Origin of the sequence: Bacillus sp. HMSC036E02 (assembly GCF_001836235.1) — a bacterium.
In the GTDB taxonomy this organism is placed as follows: Bacteria; Bacillota; Bacilli; order Bacillales; family Bacillaceae_G; genus Bacillus_A; species Bacillus_A cereus.
In genome coordinates this window covers 14,247-33,017 of the sequence record NZ_KV827857.1, presented here as the reverse complement: position 1 = coordinate 33,017, position 18,771 = coordinate 14,247, and the positions used below count along the sequence as shown (strand labels likewise).

Below are 18,771 nucleotides of genomic sequence, written 5' to 3'. Positions count from 1 at the left end.
AACCAGAAGTGAAGCCGGAAGATCCGAAAGAACCGAAAGAACCGAAAGAACCAGAAGTGAAACCGGAAGTAAGACTGGAAAAGTTAATTAAAGAACCGCAAGCAAAAGTAGAAAAAGAATTACCGAAAACAGGGGCAGCACATTCATGGATGATGTCAGTTGGTGCGGGAATTTCATTCTTAGTTGGCGGAGTATTATTCGTATTAGGTAGAAGAAGAAAACAATAATTTTTTAGACGAAAAGCACACTGAGTTCGATAGTTTATTGGACTCAGTGTGCTTTTATGTTATATAAAAGGAAAGCTCCTTCCACGTATGGAAGGAGCTTTATTTTTGCATATTAAAACATACTTGAGCTATGCATCGGTTGAAGTTTTGCATTTGGATCGAAGTAAGCTTTTGCATTGTTTACTGCTGTCGGTGCTTCGCCAAATCCACAAGCGATAAGTTTTACTTTTCCTTCATATGTACAAATGTCACCAGCAGCGTAAATGCCAGGAATATTTGTTTCCATTTTTGAATTTACAAGGATGCTGTTTTTTTGTATATCTAAGCCCCAGTTTTTAATTGGGCCAAGAGAAGAAACGAAGCCGTAGTTTACGATTACGTCATCAACATCGATGATAATTTTTTCCTCCGTTTTTACATGTTGAAGAACGACTTGTTCAATCTTGTCATCACCAATGAGTTCTACTGGAACGTATGGTGTACTTACTTCTGCACGAGAATTCATTAAGCTTTCTACGCTATGTTCATGCGCACGGAATTTATCACGACGATGAACGATTGTAACTTTTTCAGCAATCGGTTCTAACATCATTGTCCAGTCTACTGCTGAGTCGCCACCGCCAAATACTACGACGCGCTTACCAGCAAATTTATTCATATCATCAACGAAATAATGTAAGTTTTTCTTTTCGTATTTCGCTGTACCTTCTAATTCTAAGCGGCGTGGTTGGAAAGCACCATTGCCAGCAGTAATGATAACTGATTTAGAATAGTGAGTTTGCTTATTCGTAACAAGTTTAAATATACCATCAGCTTGTTTCTCAAGCGTATCGACAGCTTCTTCTAAACAAACAGTTGGGTCAAATTTCTTCATTTGCTCTTTTAAGTTATCAACTAATTCTTGTGCGCGTACTTTTGGAAATCCAGCCACATCATAAATGTATTTTTCAGGGTAGAGTGCGGATAATTGTCCGCCAAGTTGAGGTAAGCTTTCAATGATTTTTACACTTGCTTGTCTCATACCGCCATAAAATGCTGTGAACAGTCCCGTTGGACCACCACCAATAATTGTTATGTCGTAAACTTTTTGATTTTCTGCCACTTTCATTCCCCCTATAGATGGAATTTTGATATTGATTTCATATATTGTTCATATGTACACGAAAATCCTGCAAATGATGACACTTTCAAATAAATGATAGCATATTTGAGTTCATAATACTTCTGAAAACGACTGAATTGTGTGTAAGTTTTCGCATAGGTTCTTTTTATTGTATAAAATATACAGAAAGGAAAATACATGAAAAAAAGGCTAAAAAACCCTTGAAAACGCTATGTTATTTTAAAATATTGATAATTCTCCAGACGCTTGAATTCTGGAATAAAACCGACTAATATAGGGAAGTATTATGTTAAATTTCTATGACAAAATTCGTACGATTTTTTGACTGCGTTTTGTTATGATATAGAATGTGATAAATTCCACATTCTTGACAAATAGAGTTTTTAGTACTTGGTATTATTTTTCATTACTATTATATAAAGAAAAGGGTTGTGATTTGGTGAAGACTCCAAAAATCGTAGTTTTAGGTGCAGGTTATGGCGGGATGATTACGACTGTTCGTCTGCAAAAAGCATTATCTGTAAATGAAGCTGAAATTACGCTAGTAAACAACAACAGCTATCACTACCAAGCGACTTGGTTACATGAGAGCGCAGCTGGTACATTACAAGATGAAAAAATCTGTCTAGATATTCAAGACGTTATTGATACAAATAAAGTGAACTTTGTACAAGACACAGTAGTAGAAATTAAAGCTGCTGAAAAACGCATTATCTTAAAAGATGGCGAGTTAGAGTATGATTACTTAGTAATTGGTCTTGGTTTCGAATCAGAAACATTCGGAATTACAGGATTAAAAGAGCATGCATTCTCAATCGCTAACATTAATGCAACTCGTGAAATTCGTGAGCATATGGAAGCTAGTTTCTCTAAATATGCAACTGAACAACGCGATGAGTTAGTAACAATCGTTGTTGGTGGTGCTGGATTTACTGGTATCGAGTACGTAGGTGAGCTTGCAAACCGTGTTCCTGAACTTTGCAAAGAGTATAATGTACCACGTGAAAAAGCACGTATCATCTGTGTAGAAGCTGCTCCAACAGCACTTCCAGGTTTTGATCCAGCGTTAGTAGAATACGCTGTAAAACAACTTGAGAAAAAAGGTGTAGAATTCCGCATCGGTACAGCAATTAAAGAAGCAACTGAAGAAGGTATTATCGTTGCGAATGGCGATGACACTGAATTAATTAAGTCTGAAACAGTAGTTTGGGCTGCAGGTGTTCGTGGTAATGGTATTGTGGAAGAGTCTGGCTTTGAAGCAATGCGCGGACGTGTAAAAGTTGATGAGTACATGCACGCTCCAGGATACGAAGATGTATTCATGGTTGGTGACGCAGCGTTAATCATTAATGAAGAAATTAACCGTCCTTACCCACCAACAGCACAAATTGCAATTCAACAAGGTTACAATATTGCACACAACTTAACTGTATTAGTTCGTGGCAAGGGCGAAATGAAGAAATTCGCATTCGATAATAAAGGATCTGTATGTTCTTTAGGTCATGACGATGCAATGGGCGTTGTTATGGGTAAAAAGTTAACAGGTTGGAAAGCTTCCTTCATGAAGAAAGTAATCGATAACCGTTACCTATTCTTATTAGGTGGACCTTTATTAGTTCTTAAAAAAGGTAAATTAAAGTTCTTTTAATATATAGTAGAAAAAGCAGAAACGGCTAAGAGCTGTTTCTGCTTTTTTCATATTAAAAATATAGTATAATATATAAAAAAGAAAGAATATTCTGTCCGTTCTGATGGAGGAGGTTATTACATCATGGAGAAACGAGGGAAGGTATGGCTAGCTGTTAGTGGTTTAGTAGCTACAAAAGATGGTAGGTGGCTATTTGTTAAGAAGAAATACAGTGGATTAAAAGGGAAATGGTCTTTACCGGCTGGTTTTGTAAATGAAGGTGAGACGGTTGATGAAGCTGTGAAACGCGAAGTGTTAGAAGAGACAGGCATTGTCGCTCATGTGAAGGGGATTATTGGTGTTCGATCGGGTGTTATTCGTAATGAGATTAGTGATAATATGATTATTTTCCTTTTGGAACCTGAAGGAGAAAATATTATTGTACAGGAGAAAGAATTGTCTGAAGTGGCGTTCTTACATCCGGATAAGATTGTAGACGATCCGAATACGTCTGTGCTTATTAAATATTTGTTAGAAGGAAGATCAGAACTACATCTTGAAGTGGACAAAACATTAAATCCAGGTGAACCATTTGGTTATACAGCTTATCACGTATTTACGGCACGTGCGAAGGAGAGGGGAAAAGAGTGAGTATACCGGTACTACTTATTTCAATGATGTTATTCTTTATTTTGTTCTTTGGAATTGGATTTTTACTCAACATGATTTTGCGAGCTACTTGGGTAATGGTTATTGTGTATCCGATTGTTTGTATGCTTATTATTAATAAAGCGAGTATGTGGGATTATTTTTCAAAACCGAAAGAAACATTTTCTTCATTTGGGACAAGTGTATCGCACTTAGGACAAGCAGACGTATTTATTCTATCTACTGGATTAGTAGGGGCTGCTTTAGCAGGAGTCGTAATCAAGAAACTTCGGAAAAGCGGATATCAAATGTTTTAATCTCCAATTAAGTTGGAGATTATTTTTTTTGCATATTCCTTCATCGTATAGGGAATGATTAACGATGAAGGAGTGTGGAATATAAAAATGTTAAAACGATATTGTATTCGCATTATGATGACTTGTTTACTTGCAATTGCATTATGCGTAACATGGAATGCTTTCACAGGAGTTTCTTTATTAGAGATTGTAAAGATATATGAAGGAATGAGTGCAAAAGAAGTACATGCAGCAGAAGTTAAGAGAAATGTTGCTCCGAGTAAAGAAGTGATAAATGCTTTAGAGCAGGCAAACGACTGGTCTAAATATCGTTCAATTGAAATGACTGCAACAGGTTATACATCGGGGATTGAGTCAACTGGTAAGAGGCCAGGGCATCCAGAGTATGGTATTACATATTCAGGTGTCAAAGTGAAAAGGGATTTATATTCCACAATTGCTGCGGACTTACGCGTATTCCCGATTGGAACGATTCTCTTCGTGCCAGGTTACGGGTATGGTGTAGTAGCTGATAAGGGCGGTGCAATAAAAGGAAACCGTCTTGATCTATATTATGATACGGTGAAAGATGTTTATAGCCAATGGGGTAAGAAAAAAGTAAATGTGTACGTAGTAAAAGTAGGAAATGGTAAGTTTACAGAAGAAGAGTTAACGATGTTAAATCAAGACGAAACGATGCAAGTGTTTCGTGGTCAATATTTAAAACAAAGATAGTCTAGTCGTAATTACGCTAGACTTTTTTTCTTGGCTTATTTCATGATAGAGGAGATTTTGGATCTGTGATTTTACACGCCATATAACTGTAGTTAGAATTATCGCATTTTATCGAAAATAAAGTTATAATGGTGGTAGAGAAATTTAGGGGGTCTGAACATGTTTCAAGTACAAAAAGAATTAGCAGGTCATGAAGCGGTAATTGTTGCTTTATTTGAAGAAGAGAAAATGAGTAGTTTTGTACAAGAACTGGACAAAGCGTTTGAAGGGCAATTACAAGTTTTACTAGAAGAGAAAGAATTATCTACGAAGAAAAAGGCCATTTCGAAAGTACATAGCTTAGGGAAAACAAATGTGAAACGTTATTACTTTGTTGGTTTAGGAAAGAAGGAATCTTACACGACAGAAACGTTACGTGCGGCTCTTGGTAAGGCGTTTAAAACACTGCAAGCAGCAAAAGTACAAGATGCAGCAATCTTACTTGATTCTTTCGTAACAGAGAAATTAGACGCGATTGATGTCGCTCATATTGCGGCAGAGGTACAAGGCCTTGGTACATATGAGTTACAAACGTATAAATCAGATAAAAAGGATCGTGTAGAGTTAGAGAAGTTCACGGCTATTACAGCGGAAGATGCACAAGAAATTGAAGCAGCATTAACAGTTGGCTACGTACATGGACGTGCAACAAATTCAGCTCGTACACTTGTAAATATGCCGCCAAACGTATTAACAGCGACAAAGCTTGCTGAGTATGCTGTTGAATTAGCGGAGAAATATGATATGGACTATAAAGTTCTTGAAAAAGAAGAAATGGAAGACCTTGGTATGGGTGCGTTACTTGCAGTAAACCAAGGTAGTGTAGAGCCACCAAAAATGATCGCTCTTATTTATAAAGGAAAAGAAGAGTGGACAGATGTCATTGGGTTCGTTGGAAAAGGTATTACATACGATACAGGTGGTTATTCTTTAAAACCACGTGAAGGCATGGTTGGTATGAAAGGTGATATGGGCGGTGCAGCTGCTGTATTAGGTGCGATGGAAATTATCGGTGAACTTCGCCCAGAACAAAATGTGATCGCTGTTATTCCTTCAACTGATAACGTTGTAAGTGGTACGGCATTTAAGCCAGACGATGTAATCACATCTATGAGCGGAAAAACAATTGAAGTATTAAATACGGATGCAGAAGGTCGTCTAGCTTTAGCTGACGGTATTACGTATGCGAAAAACCTTGGTGCAAACTACCTTGTTGATGTTGCAACATTAACAGGCGGTGTAATTGTTGCACTTGGAAACTATACGACAGGCGCAATGACAAATAATGAAGAGTTATTTGAGCAAGTGCTAGAGGCTTCTATGGAAACAGATGAGCCAATTTGGCAACTACCGATTTTTGATCGTGATAAAGAACGTGTGAGAAACAGTAAGTTTGCTGATTTAAATAACTCACCAGGCCGTGAAGGACATGCGGTTATGGCAGGTACATTCCTAGGCGAATTCGCTGAAGATACACCATGGGTACACTTAGATATCGCTGGAACATCAGAAACAAAAGGTGCGCACGACTTAGGTCCAGCTGGAGCAACTGGCGCAATGGTACGTACACTTGCAACACTTGTGGAGCGTTTCGGAGAAGAATAATTTTTTGAAGAAAAGGCTGTCTCAAATTTTTGAGGCAGCCTTTTTTATTGGTAATTCGATATAATTTCGTTTGCTACTACGCTGTTGAAAAAAATGTTTATAAAGAAATTGTGTATAAAATTCCATTTGAAAAAGGAAGTACGGTCTGTTTCTTTACAGAACCAAGTGCATCACTTTTTTCGGGTAAGCCAATTGTAACTTTGAGGCGTGTCCCGAGCTCAAGATTAACTTCTGTAATTGTGTTAATGAAAGAATATTAGCAATGGAGACGATACGATTATTTTAACGAGAATGCATCATCATGAAGATGGTTACTTTTAGAAAATGTTGATTCCATTAATGAGCGTGTAATGCTGTTGTAGCTTTGTCTATTAGAAATACCAATATGGATGAGAGACCTCTTTATTGGTATTTAATAGTTGATTTTCAATGTTATACTTATGTGATATAATCTTTCCTGTATTAGAAGTAAATAACAATTGAATAGGGAGGGAAAGAAGAGAGTGACAAAATAGAAGCACTCTTATTATTATGAGGGAAGGAACTTTATCTCAACAAAATATAGTTGTATTGTTTTTTAAACAGTTACGCCCGAAACAGTGGACTAAAAACTTGCTTGTATTTGCAGCGTTAGTCTTTTCGATAAAACAAGTATCTTTAACTATGGTGGCACAAGCTGCAATTTGTTTTGCACTATTTTGTGCAATATCTGGCTGTGTCTATATTTTAAATGATTTTATGGATATTGAGGCAGATCGACAACACCCTGTTAAGCGATATCGACCGATGGCATCGGGTGCATTAAATCCGTATTTTGCTATTACGGCAGGTTGTGTTATTTTAGTAGCGTCTTTAGTAGTTTCATATATACTAAATCCGTTATTGTGCTTAGTATTAGCAGTCTATTTTATTTTAAATGTAGCGTATTCAATTCGTTTAAAGCACGTTGTAATCATTGATATTTTAATTATTGCATCTGGATTTGTTTTACGAGCATTGGCCGGTGGATTAGTTATTCAAGTGCCATTTACACCGTGGTTTTTATTATGTACATTATTACTGTCACTATTCTTGGCCATTAATAAAAGACGACATGAATTAGTATTGTTACAGAATAATAAAGGTTCTCATAGAAAAGTATTAGAAAGTTATTCTCCAGCTTTGTTAGACCAATTAAGTACAATTGTTACGTCGGCAACTATTGTAACTTATGCTATCTTTACTTTTAATGCAGGGAAAAGTATCTATTTAATGTGGACAATCCCATTTGTAATTTACGGGATTTTTCGTTATTTATATTTAGTTCACATGGAAGATAAAGGTGGAGAACCAGATAAAGTTTTATTAGAGGATCAGCATATTTTAATAACAGTGTTGTTATATGCGATAACAGTTATTATTATACTATTGAACTTTTAATTACTCTATTCGGGTTTGTTAAAACGTTTAAGAGGAGTGTCTTAAACGTTTTTTATTTGGAATAAAACATTTTTTGAATATAAACAGTTAAGGAGTATAGAGATGCAACAATTTTTGATGATTATTTTATCAGTTGGTATGGGAGTTGTAGGGCAAATTTTATTAAAGTTTGGCGCAATGAAATCACAAAGTTCAGCGGCTGTAGGTATTATGAATTTCATTAACGTACCGAACTTTTTCGGACTAGCTTTTTACGGTTTAAGTGCATTATTATGGATGATTGTGCTGAGAAAGGTTGATTTAAGTTATGCATACCCAATGGTGAGTTTCGGATATGTGTTTGTTATTATTGCATCAGCATTATTATTTGGTGAAACAATCAATTTCATGAAGATTGCTGGAATGGTATGTATAGTAGCTGGCATTTTATTTATTGCAAAATCATAGGAGGTAAAGCAATGGGAACATATTTATATTGTGTACTTCCATTTATAGCTTGGGTAGCTTCGGGAGTATTAAAATTTTTAGTGAATTATCTTCGTTCTGGAAAAGATGCTTTTCGTTTAGTAGGAAATGGTGGATTTCCTAGTACGCATACAACGATTTTATCAAGTATGGTCATGACAATAGGGTTTCATGAAGGTTTTAATACCCCGATGTTTGGAATCGGGATGGCAATTTTAACAATTGTTATCATTGATGCCACAGGACTTCGCCGTACAGTTGGTAAACATGCAAGAATGTTGAATAAACATATAAGTTCGGAAGAAGAAAAATTAAGAGAGCGCCAAGGACATCATTGGCATGAGATTTTTGGTGGACTGGTGTTAGGAACAGTTATTGGGTACGTGGCACATCTAATTATGGTATTTCTACCTTAGAGAGGAGAAGAAGTATTGAGTATTTGGAATGGTTATAAAGGAAAGGGGATATTAGCCCTTGTCCTTTTCATTTTTTATTGGTCATTTTATTTTTTTATCGGTTGGAAAATGGAAAACGACTCTAAGATTTTAACAGCTTCCTGGTATGACATGTATTTTTCTTTTGATCAGGGTTATTACATTTTAAGTTTTTTCTTGGCTAAAATACCAATTGCAGATGAAGTGTTGTTTCGACATCCATTTTTAAATTTTTTAACTGAGGAAATAGCAACAGTGGTATCATCACTAGGTGTAAAAAATGTAGTGCAAGGTATTATATTTTTCCAAGCATTCTTAAGTACGATAAGTGTAGTCATGATTTACATGTTATGTTGTAAAATTTGTAAGAATGTAATTGTTTCTTTCCTATTAGCGGTTATGTACGGATTTTCAGCTACTATGTTAGTTATTACGTGGACACCGGAATCTTTTGTTTATGCCAATTTCACATTGGTACTGATGTGCTTTGTATGTTATCCGTTTATTACAGGAGAAAAAGAAGCGAAAGCAGGATTCAGCGTTGCTAATATGTTATTGGCAATAGGAATAACGGGAGTTACATTAACAAATTCGTTTATGTGGTTTTTAGGTAGTGTAATGAGTTATAAAACATTAAAGAAAAGAATCATTTGGACTGGTATTTCTATCATTGTGGTCGTTCTTCTTTTCGTATTAGTGATTATAGAAAATAACATATCACTTATTGATGTGATCAATACTAATATTAAATTTACAGAGAAACAAGGTTTTTCAGAGGAATATGTAGGGTCTAAGTATATACTAGCATTTCATTTAGTATTAGGATCTTCATTCATCTTTGGACCATTCTCGGAAGTTACTTTAAGACAAGGTGAGCAATTCGCACAATTAAATATGCTTCCATCGCATACTATGATCGGATGGATTGTGATTGTATCTGTGTATGCTTTTATAATAGTAGCTGTATGGAAAAACTTTAGAAAAGAACCTTTTGTAAGGTTTTTAAGTTTCTGTTTACTATTTAATATTGTTTTACATGGAATTATTGGTTTTGGGGCATCTGAAGCATTTATTTATGGCGCACATATGCTGTTTACAATACCGTTATTATTGGCATATGGTTTTAAAGTGATGAGACGTGTAAAAGTAGTTGCTTTATGTTTAATATTAATATTAATAATTATAAATAATTTTGAAAGTATGCTATATTTTTACCATTTTGCAGTCTCCAATTATTCTTTATAATAAAATAGATTTTTAATAAAGGGTACTTTAGATAGGATGTCTAAAGTACCCTTTTTCCTATTTCTTAAAAATAGATACAAAATAATAGCCGGAAGTGTAGCATTTTAGAAAAAATATAGTTGTTATGAAAGAACTCTAAACATGTTTTGAGTACAAAAAGAGTTAGCAAGACATGAAGTGATAATTATTGTACTTAGATATCGCTGTGTGCACATAATTTATGGGGCAGTTCCAGCAATGGGTAGGTAATTCGTATACTTTTCGAGCATTTTGTAGAAGAATAATTTTTTGAATAAAAGGTTGGCTCAAATTTTGGAGATAGCCTTTTTTATTAATATTGTAGGCGTATTTGTTGGTAATTCGATATAAATTCATTTACTACTGTGCTGTTCAAAACGGTGCTAAAAAGTATTTATAAAGAAATCGTATACAAAATCCCATTTAAAGCAAAAGAAGTACGGCCCGTTTCTTCAGAGACAACTAATATAAGTGCATCACTCTTTTCTGATAAGCCAATTGCAGCTCTGTGACGTGTTCCTAGCTCAGGATCAACTTCTGTACTTTTCGTTAAAGGAAGAATATTAGCAGCTGAGACAATATGATTATTTTTTACGAGAACGGCACCGTCATGAAGGGGGTTACCTGGATAAAATATTGATTCGAGTAATGGCGCAGTTAAATGAGCGTTTAATGTCGTTCCAGTTTGAATGAGAGCTTCAAGCGTCTCGTTTCGTTCCACGACGATAAGAGCACCATGTTTTCTGGCGCTTAAATGTTGGATAGCTGTCGTAATAAAAGATGAACTTTCCGTATAAGGTGATAAATATGCCTGAATATAGTATGTAGCTGCTAATGTTTGTACATTTGCTAACATATGATGAATATCTTCCATTTTGCATAAAATACATTCGTCTTCTTTATCGATTGCGTTCCTCATAATCGATAGTTCTTTTTCAGCAATTTCAATCATTTGCTTTGTTTGTATTTTGAGCTCTTCTGACAAGCCCCATTCGTGCATAATCCTCATTCCCTTTAGTGGAGTATTTAACAATAGTGTATACAAATATTCCTAGTAAAATCCTGTTAGATTTTATAAAATATTGAGATACAGCATGTTTTTTTCATATAATAAAGGTATGACGAGCGAGAGGAGAGAGAAGAATGAATTGGAAACAAGAATTTAGTCGCTGGCTTTCTTACGCACAATTAGATGCAGAATTAAAAGAACAGCTAGAAAATATGAAGCAAGATGAGAAGAAAATCGAGGATAGCTTTTATAAAAATCTAGAGTTTGGCACAGGTGGTATGCGTGGTGAACTTGGTGCTGGTACGAACCGTTTAAACGTATATACAGTTCGTAAAGCAACAAAAGGATTAGCAAGCTTTATCGAAAAGTTAGGTGAGGAAGCGAAAAAACGTGGTGTTGTTGTAGCCTATGATTCTCGTCATAAATCACCTGAGTTTGCAATGGAAGTTGCTGCTACACTTGGTGCACGTGGTATCACAACATATGTGTTTGAAAGCTTACGTCCAACGCCAGTACTTTCTTTCGCAGTTCGTCATTTACATACAGTAAGTGGAATCGTTCTTACGGCAAGCCATAATCCACCTGAATATAACGGATACAAAGTATACGGTGAAGATGGTGGACAGTTACCTCCAAAAGAGGCAGATGAGTTAATTAGCTACGTAAATGCAGTAGAAGATGAATTAACAGTTGAAGTCGCTGATGTAGAGCAATTAAAAACTGACGGTTTATTACATATTATTGGACAAGAAGTAGATGATGCATATGCTGCAGAATTGAACAATGTCATCATTAATAAAGAAATGGTACAAAAGGTTGGTAAAGACTTAAAAATCGTCTTTACACCATTACACGGAACATCAAATATTTCTGTACGCCGTGGTTTAAAAGAAGTTGGATTTACAGATGTAACAGTTGTAAAAGAACAAGAGTTACCAGATCCAAACTTCTCTACAGTAAAATCACCGAACCCAGAAGAGCACGCAGCGTTTGAGTATGCAATTCGTGACGGTGAAAAGGTAGGCGCAGATGTATTAATCGCAACTGATCCTGACGCAGACCGCCTTGGTGTAGCAGTGCGTAATCATAATGGTGAGTTCCAAGTATTAACAGGAAACCAAACAGGTGCATTAATGCTTGATTACTTACTATCTCAAAAGAAAGAAAACGGAACGCTTCCAGAGAACGGTGTCGTATTAAAAACAATCGTAACGTCTGAAATTGGTCGTACAATTGCAAAAGCATACGGTTTAGATACAGTTGATACGCTAACTGGATTTAAATTTATCGGTGAGAAAATTAGACAGTATGAAGAAAGCGGACAATATGAATTCCAATTCGGTTATGAGGAAAGCTATGGTTATTTAATCCGCCCATTCTGCCGTGATAAAGATGCAGTACAATCTGTTCTATTTGCATGTGAAGTAGCTGCATACTACAAATCACAAGGGAAAACGTTATATGACGGTCTATTAGAAGTATTTGAGAAGTACGGCTTCTTCCGTGAAGACCTTGTATCGTTAACGTTAAAAGGAAAAGATGGAGCGGAAAAAATCCAAGAGATGATGGCAACGTTCCGTGAGAATCCTCCGAAAGAAGTGGCGGGCTTAACAGTCGTAGCAGTTGAAGACTATAAAGCGAGCGTTGTTACATCTTTACAAGATGGACATAAAGAAGAGATTCACTTACCGAAATCAAATGTGTTAAAATATCAATTAGAGGATGGTTCATGGTTCTGCCTACGCCCATCTGGAACTGAGCCGAAGATTAAGTTTTACTTTGGTGTGAAAGATAGTTCTTTACAAAATAGTGAACAAAAGTTACTTACTATTAAAGAAGACATTATGAATCGTTTATAATACAAAGTAATTTTAAGTAGTAAGGAACAAAAGGGAGCGAAATCTCCCTTTTGTTTTATGTAGGAAATGCTTGCTATTGATTCCGACAGGAGAGAGGGTATTTTGTGATGAAAAAAGTAAGAAAAGCGATAATCCCAGCAGCTGGATTAGGAACACGTTTTTTACCAGCAACGAAAGCAATGCCGAAAGAAATGTTACCGATAGTAGATAAACCAACGATTCAATACATTGTAGAAGAAGCAGTGAAATCGGGAATCGAAGATATTATTATTGTTACTGGTAAAACAAAGCGCTCTATCGAAGATCATTTTGATAACGCATTTGAACTAGAACAAAACTTATTAGAGAAGAAAAAATATGAGTTGCTTGAAAAAGTACAAGCTTCTTCAAAAATGGTAGATATTCATTACATCCGTCAAAAAGAGCCGAAGGGACTAGGACATGCTGTTTGGTGTGCACGTAAATTCATTGGTGATGAGCCATTTGCAGTGTTACTAGGTGATGATATTGTCCAAGCTGAGAAACCGTGTTTACGTCAATTAATGGATGAGTATGAAAAAACACTTTCTTCTGTTATTGGTGTACAAACTGTTCCAGAAAATGAAACACACCGCTACGGAATTATCGATCCATTAGAACAAGAAGGTCGTCGTTACCAAGTTCGCAATTTCGTTGAGAAACCAGCACAAGGTACAGCTCCTTCAAACTTAGCGATTATGGGGCGCTACATTTTAACGCCTGAAATCTTTATGTTCTTAGAACAGCAACATGTCGGTGCTGGTGGTGAAATTCAGTTAACAGATGCAATCCAAAGCTTAAATGAAATCCAACGTGTATTTGCCTACGATTTCGAAGGAAAGCGCTACGACGTAGGTGAAAAGCTAGGATTCGTTCAAACGACAATCGAAATGGCTCTGCAACACCCAGAATTACGTGATGACATGGTTGCGATGATGAAGAAAATTTTAGAAGAACAAGCGAATCAAGAGTCATAATAAAAAAATGAGTTATTTCAGTATACTGAAATAACTCATTTTTTTATTATGAAATCGTCGAATGAGAATGCTGATAAGCAGAACGACGCACAGCATAATATATGCGAGGTGCGATAATAGCACCGATAATTGTAAATGCAATATCTTTTACTGCAAACCACATCATAATCATCCAAGCAGCTTTATAGCTCATATTACCGCCCATAAAGAGATTGACTGCCCCGTACATGTAAGTAGTACCGATTATATAAGTTAAAATAATTCCTGTGAAAGAGGCAATTGCAAATGTAATGAATGTTGGTCTTTCTTTTTGTTCTACTAGTTTTCCGGATACGTAAGCAACGATAATAAATGCGATAATAAAACCACCAGTAGGATCTAAAAGTGCTCCAAATCCAGCTTTGAAGTTAGCGAAGATTGGTGCGCCGGCTACGCCAACGAGCATATATACAGTCATGGATAAGGCACCAAGTCTACTTCCAAGAAGAAGACCTGCTAAAATTGCGAAAAATGGTTGCATAGATAATGGGATGCCTGCTACTTGAAGGAATGGTGCCCAAGATACAATATTTGCACCGATTGCCATAAGAGCAACGAACATGGCAGCTAATGCTAAATCTAAAACATGAAATCTTCTCATAATGTTAACCTCCTGTTGTTTTTAGGTTAACATTATCGTAGCGAAAATATTTACTTGTTGTCAATTAAAATATTTTGATAAGAAGGCTTTAAATAGTCTCTTAGCAACGTATATGGAATACGAAATTGCGGAATTCCACTTGAATAGGGAGCAATCTCATATAAAGGGAAATAAATGACGAGATTGTCTGGCTCTAAAAAGAAGTGGAATTTTTTCATACTCATTACTTTTTCAGTTGCATCAGGAAAATAAATGCTTTCATTTTGTTTAATTTGTCGTACAATCTCCGCACGGATTACATCTTTATATTTATCCTTTTGTTCAAATAAGTCGTCTAAGTGCAGTACCTTTTTTTCGTTTAAATCGAATGTATTTGCCTTCCACGTATAAAGACCGTGTGCTCCGCCAGTATATTGATAGTAATTCACATATAGGCTAAGAAAAGGTGGTTTGTTTAAAGAGACTTTATAATCAACATTTGCTACGTACGGATGAAATGGTGTACTAGATCCTTCTGTCTCTTTATAATATTTTTTTGCTTCTTTTTCTAATTTGGTTTTAAATTTGTCAGTGGATTTTTTGTAGTATAAATTGAGTTTATTTTGAAATTTAGAGTCAGAAAATTCGTGAAAAGAAGGCCTGTTTATTTGATATTCTATATAAGGTTTCTTACCTTTTTGCGTTACAGTCTTAACATCGATTGTCAGGTTAGATGCTTTGGCTGTTATTGCACAATTTGGTACAATAGTCAGCAAGGAGAACATAAGCAGTAATATACAAAATTTCTGTTTCATTTAGGTGAAGCCTCCTTATATAAGTGTTATAAGTAGTTTGAAAATAAATAGGTAAAATTATACATTTAATTAAAGTAAGAGAAGGGGGAAGCGATATGGCAAAAACTTTAATGGATTCACTTGGAATTGAGTTGTTAGAGATGACAGAAGATAAGGTGGTTGCTACGATGCCTGTTGATGAGCGTACGCATCAGCCATTTGGATTTTTACATGGTGGTGCATCGGTTGCATTAGCAGAAACAGTGGCAAGTGTTGGTTCATATAATTTAATTGATCAAGAAAAATGTATTTGTTTCGGATTAGAAATTAATGCGAACCACATTCGCTCAAAGAAAGATGGAATTGTAACAGCGATCGGAACACCAATACATAGAGGACAATCGACAATGGTTTGGGATGTTCGCATTATTGATGAAAATGATGATTTACTATGTATATCAAGATGTACAGTAGCAATTAAAGAAAAACGTGAAAAATAAAAAAGAGGCGCTCTTATGAGCAGCCTCTTTTTCTTATAATTAGAACTGGATTTTCTTCTCTAAGAAACCTTTTAGTTCGCTAATTGGCATACGAACTTGTTCCATTGTGTCACGGTCACGTACTGTAACAGCTTTGTCTTCAACTGAGTCGAAGTCGTATGTGATACAGAATGGTGTACCGATTTCGTCTTGACGACGGTAACGTTTACCGATAGAACCAGTTTCATCAAAGTCTACCATGAAGTCTTTAGCTAATTCTGCGAATACTTCAGTAGCACCTTCAGATAGCTTTTTAGATAATGGTAAGATAGCTGCTTTGTATGGTGCTAAAGCAGGGTGGAAACGAAGAACTGTACGAGAATCGTTTTCTAATTGCTCTTCTTCATATGCATCACATAAGAATGCTAATGTTACGCGGTCTGCGCCTAAAGATGGCTCGATGCAGTATGGTACGTAACGCTCATTCGTTTGTGGATCGATATAGTTAAAGTCTTCGTTTGAGTGTTCCATGTGACGTTTTAAGTCGAAGTCTGTACGAGATGCAACGCCCCAAAGTTCGCCCCAACCGAATGGGAATTTGAATTCAATGTCAGTTGTTGCATTACTGTAGTGAGATAACTCTTCTTCACCGTGGTCACGAAGACGCATGCTCTCTTCAGACATACCAAGTGAAAGTAACCAGTTTTTACAAGTTTCACGCCAGAATGCGAACCACTCTAAATCTTCACCAGGCTTACAGAAGAATTCAAGTTCCATTTGTTCAAATTCACGTGTACGGAATGTGAAGTTACCAGGTGTGATTTCGTTACGGAAACTCTTACCGATTTGGCCGATACCAAATGGAAGCTTTTTACGCATAGAGCGTTGAACGTTTTTGAAGTTTACGAAAATACCTTGTGCTGTTTCAGGACGAAGGAAGATTTCGTTTGTGCTAGACTCTGTAACACCTTGGAATGTTTTGAACATTAAGTTGAACTGACGGATTTCAGTAAATTCTTCACTACCGCAATCAGGACATTTTACTTCATGTTCTTTCATTAAGTCAGCCATTTGGTCGAAAGTAAGACCGTCAACAACCATTTCGATGCCTTTTGCATCTAAAGCATCCTCAATTAATTTGTCAGCACGGTGACGAGCTTTACATTTTTTACAGTCGATCATTGGATCGTTGAAGTTACCAACGTGACCAGAAGCGATCCAAGTTTTAGGGTTCATTAAAATAGCTGCGTCTAAACCAACGTTGTGTGGAGATTCTTGAATGAATTTTTTCCACCAAGCTTTTTTAACATTATTTTTTAATTCGATTCCAAGTGGACCGTAATCCCAAGTGTTTGCAAGACCACCGTAAATTTCAGAACCAGGGAAAACAAAACCGCGATGTTTCGCTAAGTTTACAACTTGTTCCATTGAATACATAAGAAAATCCTCCTTTTGAAAGTTAACGTATTGGCGATGACATACTCTGATACTTTGGAAACGGGCAGTATATGTTAAAAAGAACATAAAAAAACGCTCATCCCAAGGCTTATTTGCCTAGGGACGAGCGTTTGCCCGCGGTTCCACCCTAGTTGATACACAAAAGGTGCATCCACTTTATCATGTATTGCTCAGGACTGCCGTTTCCTTGCGGCTTCAGGCTTTCACTATCCCTGAATCGCTTTTTATGCAAGTACTTATAAGTCCGTCATCGCTACTTATATTAATAATAATGAACATATTCTAACACGTTCTTTTTTAAATCTCAATAGAGGAACGCGTCTATCTATGATAGAGTCTCGCCTATTTTTTCGTTATTTATTCGGTAATTTTGTTTAATATGCTTAATTGCTTCGCGCTTACTTAATGGAGCGAGCTCATTGTTTTGCACGTATTCCCAAACTACATCCTGATTTGTTTTTGCATATTCACGAAGGACCCAGCCAATTGCTTTTTGAATGAAAAATTCTTTTGAAGAATGTAGTTGTCCAATAATCCAGAAAAGAAGTTCTTCATCCATCTTTTGTTTATATTTGAGTTGGAATAAAATAGTGGCACGTTGTAACCAAATGTTATCTGATGCAATCCATTTTGGGATATAGGCAGAAATCAATTCTGGATGTTGTAAAAAGATATTACCTAAAAATGTAGGTACGATGCTATCGACAGTGTCCCACCAAGATTTTGTTACAATCAATTCTTCTAAGAAGGGGATATGTGTTTCGTTTATATGCTTTTTATATTTTTGCATAATATCAAGTGCAGCCGCTTGGAATTCACGTTCTGGTAAGTCCCAAAGTTCACGTACGATAATTTGGAAGTCTCTTTTATCTGGGAGAGTATGTATTTGAATGATGTCTTTTAATAATTGGCGTCTTTCCGGTGTTTGAATACCTAGAAATGGGAAGTGATTTTTCATATAACGAGCCATAGGTTCTGCTTTTTCAAGATTTTGATGAGCTGTAAAATGCTCTTGTAATGCTTTTACAAATGGATGCATACGTGTTTCTCCTCTCTTATTTTCTTTCTTCTCTTATTATACAAAGAGTTTGGATAAATTTTAAAACATAACTTGCAATGTAATGAAATATGTTGAAAGTAGAGAGGAGAGGATAAGATGGAGGATCAAGGCGTACTAGCAGGTTTCTTTGCTCTTAGTTTTGCGTTTATTCTTGTTATATTGATTTGGGCAATTATTTCATATTTGTTAACGGCTTTTGCACTTTATTCGATGGCGAAAAATGATGGTGCAACGGACGGGGTGCTTGCGTTTATTCCGTTTTTGAATAGTAAGACGTGGGGGGACTTAGCGAAAGATAAATTACCAGATTTTTTGAAAGAAGAAGCAGGGTGGAAAGTATTCGGCATATATGTTGCATGTTTCATTTTTAATTTCGTACCAATTATAAGTTTACTAGCAACAGCTGTATCGATTGTATTGTCCATTTATCTTATCTACGCTATTTTAGACAGATACGGAACGAACTCTATATTATTTACGATTATTCATGTAATCACATTTTCGGTGTTCTTACCGATTCACTTATTTATTATTCGAAATGAACCGGTGAGATATAAAGAGTAGATTTTTCATTTTTGTTGATAAGTAGCTATAAGTAAAAAAGCGCCCTGATTATC

20 protein-coding genes are annotated in these 18,771 nt (G+C 36.0%); 14 read left to right on the top strand and 6 right to left on the bottom strand.

All coding sequences use genetic code 11. The features are described from left to right. Positions 1-8: 8 nt before the first annotated feature. Positions 9-227 (top strand): LPXTG cell wall anchor domain-containing protein, encoded by a 219-nt coding sequence (locus HMPREF2590_RS31260; protein WP_438502881.1) that lies wholly within the window; start codon positions 9-11, stop codon positions 225-227. Positions 228-339: 112 nt separating this feature from the next. Here HMPREF2590_RS31260 and HMPREF2590_RS21295 read toward each other — a convergent pair whose 3' ends face one another. After that, positions 340-1,329 (bottom strand): NAD(P)/FAD-dependent oxidoreductase, encoded by a 990-nt coding sequence (locus tag HMPREF2590_RS21295; protein ID WP_000829788.1) that lies wholly within the window; start codon positions 1,327-1,329, stop codon positions 340-342. Between the two features lie 460 nt (positions 1,330-1,789). On the opposite strand from HMPREF2590_RS21295, the gene HMPREF2590_RS21290 reads away from it, so the two are divergent. The 9 genes from HMPREF2590_RS21290 to HMPREF2590_RS21245 all read left to right on the top strand — a co-directional run bounded on the left by HMPREF2590_RS21290 (position 1,790) and on the right by HMPREF2590_RS21245 (position 9,863). Continuing rightward, positions 1,790-2,998, top strand: a complete 1,209-nt coding sequence (locus HMPREF2590_RS21290; protein ID WP_000856612.1) for an NAD(P)/FAD-dependent oxidoreductase — start codon at positions 1,790-1,792, stop codon at positions 2,996-2,998. Between the two features lie 123 nt (positions 2,999-3,121). Next, positions 3,122-3,628 carry an NUDIX hydrolase gene (locus tag HMPREF2590_RS21285; RefSeq protein ID WP_000415321.1) on the top strand — a complete coding sequence of 169 codons (507 nt, stop codon included), beginning with the start codon at positions 3,122-3,124 and terminating at the stop codon, positions 3,626-3,628. Beyond that, positions 3,625-3,942, top strand: a complete 318-nt coding sequence (locus tag HMPREF2590_RS21280; protein ID WP_000027016.1) for a YuiB family protein — start codon at positions 3,625-3,627, stop codon at positions 3,940-3,942. Before HMPREF2590_RS21285 ends, HMPREF2590_RS21280 begins: the two co-directional genes overlap by 4 nt. An 87-nt stretch (positions 3,943-4,029) precedes the next feature. Continuing rightward, the gene (locus HMPREF2590_RS21275) at positions 4,030-4,656 is read left to right on the top strand and encodes a 3D domain-containing protein (protein WP_000920098.1); all 627 of its coding nucleotides are present in this window, start codon (positions 4,030-4,032) and stop codon (positions 4,654-4,656) included. 159 nt (positions 4,657-4,815) lie between these two features. Beyond that, positions 4,816-6,300 carry a cytosol aminopeptidase gene (gene pepA, locus HMPREF2590_RS21270; RefSeq protein ID WP_050822159.1) on the top strand — a complete coding sequence of 495 codons (1,485 nt, stop codon included), beginning with the start codon at positions 4,816-4,818 and terminating at the stop codon, positions 6,298-6,300. Between the two features lie 531 nt (positions 6,301-6,831). After that, positions 6,832-7,719 (top strand): decaprenyl-phosphate phosphoribosyltransferase, encoded by an 888-nt coding sequence (locus HMPREF2590_RS21260; protein WP_001206694.1) that lies wholly within the window; start codon positions 6,832-6,834, stop codon positions 7,717-7,719. A 102-nt stretch (positions 7,720-7,821) separates the two neighbouring features. Further along, positions 7,822-8,166: an EamA family transporter gene (locus HMPREF2590_RS21255; RefSeq protein WP_001183889.1), complete on the top strand. Its 345-nt coding sequence runs from the start codon at positions 7,822-7,824 to the stop codon at positions 8,164-8,166. A gap of 11 nt (positions 8,167-8,177) precedes the next feature. Further along, entirely contained in the window at positions 8,178-8,600 is a 423-nt protein-coding gene (locus HMPREF2590_RS21250) for a divergent PAP2 family protein (protein ID WP_000537666.1), read from the top strand. Positions 8,601-8,615: 15 nt separating this feature from the next. Beyond that, complete coding sequence (locus HMPREF2590_RS21245; protein ID WP_000029661.1) at positions 8,616-9,863, top strand: DUF6080 domain-containing protein; 1,248 nt, start codon at positions 8,616-8,618, stop codon at positions 9,861-9,863. 412 nt (positions 9,864-10,275) lie between these two features. Here HMPREF2590_RS21245 and cdaS read toward each other — a convergent pair whose 3' ends face one another. Then, positions 10,276-10,881, bottom strand: coding sequence for a sporulation-specific diadenylate cyclase CdaS (cdaS, locus tag HMPREF2590_RS21240; RefSeq protein WP_000545252.1), 606 nt, complete (start codon positions 10,879-10,881; stop codon positions 10,276-10,278). A gap of 143 nt (positions 10,882-11,024) precedes the next feature. Here cdaS and HMPREF2590_RS21235 point away from each other — a divergent pair, with 143 nt between their 5' ends. Beyond that, complete coding sequence (locus HMPREF2590_RS21235; protein ID WP_001104223.1) at positions 11,025-12,749, top strand: phospho-sugar mutase; 1,725 nt, start codon at positions 11,025-11,027, stop codon at positions 12,747-12,749. Positions 12,750-12,856: 107 nt separating this feature from the next. Next, on the top strand, positions 12,857-13,744 hold the full coding sequence (gene galU, locus HMPREF2590_RS21230) for a UTP--glucose-1-phosphate uridylyltransferase GalU (protein WP_030029053.1): 888 nt from the start codon (positions 12,857-12,859) through the stop codon (positions 13,742-13,744). Between the two features lie 46 nt (positions 13,745-13,790). Here galU and HMPREF2590_RS21225 read toward each other — a convergent pair whose 3' ends face one another. Both HMPREF2590_RS21225 and HMPREF2590_RS21220 read right to left on the bottom strand, forming a co-directional pair. Continuing rightward, positions 13,791-14,384, bottom strand: a complete 594-nt coding sequence (locus tag HMPREF2590_RS21225) for a biotin transporter BioY (protein WP_001252163.1) — start codon at positions 14,382-14,384, stop codon at positions 13,791-13,793. A 50-nt stretch (positions 14,385-14,434) separates the two neighbouring features. Then, a complete protein-coding gene (locus tag HMPREF2590_RS21220) occupies positions 14,435-15,178 on the bottom strand; it encodes a DUF3298 and DUF4163 domain-containing protein (RefSeq protein WP_000810318.1) in 744 nt (247 codons plus the stop codon). Positions 15,179-15,273: 95 nt separating this feature from the next. On the opposite strand from HMPREF2590_RS21220, the gene HMPREF2590_RS21215 reads away from it, so the two are divergent. Continuing rightward, a complete protein-coding gene (locus HMPREF2590_RS21215) occupies positions 15,274-15,657 on the top strand; it encodes a hotdog fold thioesterase (protein WP_001140612.1) in 384 nt (127 codons plus the stop codon). 39 nt (positions 15,658-15,696) lie between these two features. Here HMPREF2590_RS21215 and HMPREF2590_RS21210 read toward each other — a convergent pair whose 3' ends face one another. Together HMPREF2590_RS21210 and HMPREF2590_RS21205 are read right to left on the bottom strand one after the other, a co-directional pair. Beyond that, positions 15,697-17,073 (bottom strand): glycine--tRNA ligase, encoded by a 1,377-nt coding sequence (locus HMPREF2590_RS21210; protein WP_000287147.1) that lies wholly within the window; start codon positions 17,071-17,073, stop codon positions 15,697-15,699. Between the two features lie 346 nt (positions 17,074-17,419). After that, entirely contained in the window at positions 17,420-18,133 is a 714-nt protein-coding gene (locus tag HMPREF2590_RS21205) for a DNA alkylation repair protein (protein WP_000553304.1), read from the bottom strand. 117 nt (positions 18,134-18,250) lie between these two features. Between HMPREF2590_RS21205 and HMPREF2590_RS21200 the strand changes: the two genes are divergently transcribed. Continuing rightward, positions 18,251-18,718, top strand: coding sequence for a hypothetical protein (locus HMPREF2590_RS21200; protein ID WP_000390061.1), 468 nt, complete (start codon positions 18,251-18,253; stop codon positions 18,716-18,718). The last annotated feature ends 53 nt before the right edge of the window (positions 18,719-18,771 follow it).

Bases quoted from the DNA above. Each gene is read 5' to 3' on its own strand.
- HMPREF2590_RS21210 (WP_000287147.1), bottom strand. From the start codon at position 17,073: ATGTATTCAATGGAACAAGTTGTAAACTTAGCGAAACATCGCGGTTTT.
- HMPREF2590_RS21225 (WP_001252163.1), bottom strand. From the start codon at position 14,384: ATGAGAAGATTTCATGTTTTAGATTTAGCATTAGCTGCCATGTTCGTT.
- HMPREF2590_RS21205 (WP_000553304.1), bottom strand. From the start codon at position 18,133: ATGCATCCATTTGTAAAAGCATTACAAGAGCATTTTACAGCTCATCAA.
- galU (WP_030029053.1), top strand. From the start codon at position 12,857: ATGAAAAAAGTAAGAAAAGCGATAATCCCAGCAGCTGGATTAGGAACA.
- cdaS (WP_000545252.1), bottom strand. From the start codon at position 10,881: ATGCACGAATGGGGCTTGTCAGAAGAGCTCAAAATACAAACAAAGCAA.
- HMPREF2590_RS21215 (WP_001140612.1), top strand. From the start codon at position 15,274: ATGGCAAAAACTTTAATGGATTCACTTGGAATTGAGTTGTTAGAGATG.
- pepA (WP_050822159.1), top strand. From the start codon at position 4,816: ATGTTTCAAGTACAAAAAGAATTAGCAGGTCATGAAGCGGTAATTGTT.
- HMPREF2590_RS21220 (WP_000810318.1), bottom strand. From the start codon at position 15,178: ATGAAACAGAAATTTTGTATATTACTGCTTATGTTCTCCTTGCTGACT.
- HMPREF2590_RS21260 (WP_001206694.1), top strand. From the start codon at position 6,832: ATGAGGGAAGGAACTTTATCTCAACAAAATATAGTTGTATTGTTTTTT.
- HMPREF2590_RS21275 (WP_000920098.1), top strand. From the start codon at position 4,030: ATGTTAAAACGATATTGTATTCGCATTATGATGACTTGTTTACTTGCA.
- HMPREF2590_RS21235 (WP_001104223.1), top strand. From the start codon at position 11,025: ATGAATTGGAAACAAGAATTTAGTCGCTGGCTTTCTTACGCACAATTA.
- HMPREF2590_RS21250 (WP_000537666.1), top strand. From the start codon at position 8,178: ATGGGAACATATTTATATTGTGTACTTCCATTTATAGCTTGGGTAGCT.
- HMPREF2590_RS21285 (WP_000415321.1), top strand. From the start codon at position 3,122: ATGGAGAAACGAGGGAAGGTATGGCTAGCTGTTAGTGGTTTAGTAGCT.
- HMPREF2590_RS21255 (WP_001183889.1), top strand. From the start codon at position 7,822: ATGCAACAATTTTTGATGATTATTTTATCAGTTGGTATGGGAGTTGTA.
- HMPREF2590_RS21200 (WP_000390061.1), top strand. From the start codon at position 18,251: ATGGAGGATCAAGGCGTACTAGCAGGTTTCTTTGCTCTTAGTTTTGCG.